General features: G+C 59.8%; 2 protein-coding genes and 1 pseudogene. 1 reads left to right on the top strand and 2 read right to left on the bottom strand.

What is annotated here, in order from left to right; translation table 11 throughout:
- On the bottom strand, positions 1-922 hold a 922-nt coding region (locus V6C16_RS09380), incomplete at its 3' end, for an NADP-dependent isocitrate dehydrogenase (protein ID WP_333543069.1).
- A gap of 86 nt (positions 923-1,008) precedes the next feature.
- Positions 1,009-2,844, bottom strand: coding sequence for a triose-phosphate isomerase (locus V6C16_RS09375; protein WP_333543068.1), 1,836 nt, complete (start codon positions 2,842-2,844; stop codon positions 1,009-1,011).
- Positions 2,845-3,077: 233 nt separating this feature from the next.
- On the opposite strand from V6C16_RS09375, the pseudogene V6C16_RS09370 reads away from it, so the two are divergent.
- A pseudogene (locus V6C16_RS09370) lies at positions 3,078-3,604 on the top strand (ribonuclease catalytic domain-containing protein); the annotation flags it as partial.

The following is a 3,604-nucleotide window of genomic DNA, read 5'->3' as shown; positions in this document are numbered from 1 at the left end:
TGGGGGCCGTGCCGTGGGTGGCTTCGTAGAAGGCCAGCGTGTCGGACATGTTCACGCCCGGCGCAAGGCCGAGGCCGCCTACCTGGGCTGCCAGCGCGTCGGAGATATAATCGCCGTTGAGGTTGGGCGTTGCCAGCACCTGATACTGTTCGGGGCGCAGCAGCGCCTCCTGAAACATGGCGTCGGCTATGCGGTCTTTGACCACAAGCCGTCCGGCCACAGGTTCTTTTTCGGTGCAGGTGCAGTCGCCGAACTCCTGGGCGGCCACGTCATAGCCCCACTGGCGAAAAGCCCCTTCGGTGAACTTCATGATATTGCCCTTGTGCACAAGGGTGAGGCTTTCCTGCTTCTGGTCCAGGGCAAAGCGCAGGGCGCGGCGCACAAGGCGTTTGGAGCCGGCTTCCGTCATGGGTTTGATGCCCACGGCGGCCTCGTCGCTGACCTTGGTCACGCCCAGTTCGTCGCGCAAAAAGGCCACAAGCTTGCGCGCCTCGGGGGTATTGGCGGCAAATTCCACGCCCGCGTACACGTCTTCGGTATTTTCACGAAAGATGACCATGTTGACGCGCTCGGGATGCTTGACCGGGGTTTCCAGCCCTTCAAAGTGGCGCACAGGACGGATGCAGGCGTAAAGGTCCAGGGTCTGACGCAGGGCCACGTTAAGGCTGCGGATGCCTGTACCCACGGGCGTTCCCAAGGGGCCCTTCATGGCAAGTCCGGCATGGCGCAGGGCTTCCAGGGTGGCTTCGGGCAAGGGGTTGCCGCATTCTTTCACGGCCTTGTCGCCAGCCAGCAGTTCCACCCAGTCAAGGGCAAGGTCGTCCCCGGCGGCACGAATGGCCCCTTCAATGACCGGGCGGGCGGCCTGCCAGATTTCCGGGCCAATGCCGTCGCCTTCGATCCAGTACACAGTCTTGCGCATGTTCCCCCGTCCTTATGTAATAGCTGTGAATTATGAAGCAGGGCCGGGTCATATAAGCCCGGCCCCGGTCTGATGCTGAAAGCGGTCTAGTCCCCATCGTCCTCGCCGCCGACCTCGTGCTTGAGGGAGCGGGCGCGCTTGAGCAGTTCCTCAAGCTGAATGTCCACACCGATCACGCCGACAATATTGTCTTTTTCATCGGTGACGGCGCAGGAAACCGTGATGATGAGCTTGTTGGTAAAGTGCGACTGGTACACGTCCATGATATGCAGATCGCCGCTTTGCATGGGTTTTTTGAACCATTCTCGGCCGGAGAAGTCATAGCCGATGGGCAGGGCGTCGTAGGTTTCCTTGTACGTGGGGTCGGTGATGGCAGAGCATTTGAGACTGCCCGTGGCGTCCGTGAGGTAGCAATACTGGATAAAGGGATATTCACGCTCAAAGGCGTATATCTTGGCATGGGCCTTTTCACCGAAGTCCAGCAGGTCCCTGTCTCGGGCAAGGCGTACAAGCAGGTTGGCGGCCAGTTCACCCGCAAGCTGCTTCATGTTGTCGAATTCGGAGACAAAGAGTTCGGGCATGAAGCGCTGCACCAGCGCTTCCATTTCCACATGCGAGAAATTGGTGGTGCGCCCGGTTTCTTCGTAAACAGCCATGATGGCATCATATATCTTGCCCACGGCAGGATGCTTTTTGGATATGTGCCGCTCTTTTTCCAGATTGAGGTTGGTATTGATCCAGTAGGCCACGCCCGCGCGGCCCGTCTTGTCGGTGATGATGATGGGTACGGAGCGGCCCAGCAGATGCTTTGTGTCGAAAATATTGTATATTTCTTCGTTTTTTGCCAGACCGTCGGCGTGTACGCCCGCGCTGGTGGCGTTGAAGTCGCGTCCCACAAAGGGGTAGTTGTGGGGGATGCGGTAGTCCAGCTCTTTTTCAAAAAACTGCGCCACTTCGTGCAGAACCGTGGTGTCGGCGGCGGCGTCGTCGCCCGTAAGGGAAATGTACTCCACAAGCAGGGCTTCAAGGGGAGTGTTCCCCGTGCGTTCGCCAAAGCCGAACAGCGTGCTGTTGACCGCGCCGCAGCCGTTGAGCCAGGCTGTGACGCCGTTGACGAGCACCTTGTGAAAGTCGTTGTGCCCGTGCCATTCGAGCCACTGGCCGGGAACGCCCGCCTCGTCGGTAAAGGCGCGCACAATGCGCTGCACGGAGCGGGGCAGGGCTGCGCCGGGGTATGGCACGCCGTAGCCCATGGTGTCGCACAGGCGAATTTTTACGGGCATGCCGCTCTGGCTGGAAAGCTCCATGAGCCTCTGGGCCAGGGGCAGGCAAAAGCCGTAAATATCGGCCCTGGTGATGTCCTCGAAGTGGCAGCGGGGTATGATGCCCCATTCCAGCGCCTGCTCGGCCATGCCCACGTACATGTTCATAGCCTGCTGGCGGGTTTTGCCCAGCTTGAGAAAGATGTGATAGTCCGACACGCTGGTGAGCATGCCGGTTTCGTCAAATTCCATATCGCGGGCCAGCTTGAGGTCATCCCTGGTGGCGCGTATCCAGGCTGTCACGCGCGGAAAGCGATAGCCGCGCGCACGGCACACGTCGATGCACTTGCGGTCCTTGGCGGAATACAGAAAAAATTCCGAAGCCGTGATAAGCCCCGTCTTGCCGCCAAGGCGGTGAAGAAAATCAAACATTTTCGCCACCTGCTTGACCGTATACGGCGGGCGAGCCTGCTGGCCGTCACGAAAGGTGGTGTCGGTGATGCGCATCTGTTCCGCAGGTCGCGGGGCCAGCAGCACTTCGTCAAACGAAGTGCGGCAGATACTGGTATAGGGGAAAAGTTCACGGTAGAGCTGGGGGGTTTCAGGCTCCTGCATGACCAGGGTACGGCTGCCTCCGCTTTGATGGATAATATTGCTCATATGCTCCCGCCGACTCGCGCTGACCGCGCGGAAAAAAGTTTTCCGGAGAAGACCTATTATAGCGGCTTCAGGGGGTCTCGTCCAGTGCGGCGCGCGGCCCGGGTCCGGTAAAAGCGGCATGTACGCACGGTTACCGGCGTGCCGGCACTTGCCAGAAAAGAAAAAATAAAGGATTGTCCCTGTCGAAGGCGTGTGGATGCATGGTTATGTGGCGCGCCTCTGAAGGAGCAGGCATGTCGGATTGTGTGCGCTACCCAGCGCCGGGTTGCGTGGTGGAGTATCTGGAGGGCAATGCCGTTCAGATTGCCCTTATTACTGAAGAGGCCGGAGGCCGTTTGCGCCTTTTGCTGCCCAACCGGCGGGAAACGCGGCTCAATGCGCCGCGCCTTTTGCCGTGGCTTGGCCCCATGTACAGCGCTGATCTGGGCAAGGAAGACGCCGTGCGTCTGCTTGAACAGCACCGCAAAAGCCGCGAGCAACTGGCGGCCGAAGTGCCTGTGATGGACGCGTGGGAACTGGCGCAGGGCGAAGTGGCTCTGGCCCCGGCACAGTGGTTTGCCGAACTTTTCGCCACTGACCCTGATTCTGATCAGGTGGCGGCCTACGGGCGCGCCCTGCTGGCCTGCAAAAGCCATTTTCGTTTTCAGCCGCCGGATTTTCAGGTTTTTCCCGAAGAAATGGTCGAAAAACGGCTGGTGGAAGAAAAAGCCCGGCTGGAGCGCGAAGCCCTTATGGCGGGCGGGGCGGCCTTTTTGCGCAA

Source organism: Desulfovibrio sp. 1188_IL3213, assembly GCF_036763145.1.
In the GTDB taxonomy this organism is placed as follows: Bacteria; Desulfobacterota; Desulfovibrionia; order Desulfovibrionales; family Desulfovibrionaceae; genus Desulfovibrio.
This window is presented reverse-complemented; position numbering and strand designations above follow the sequence as displayed.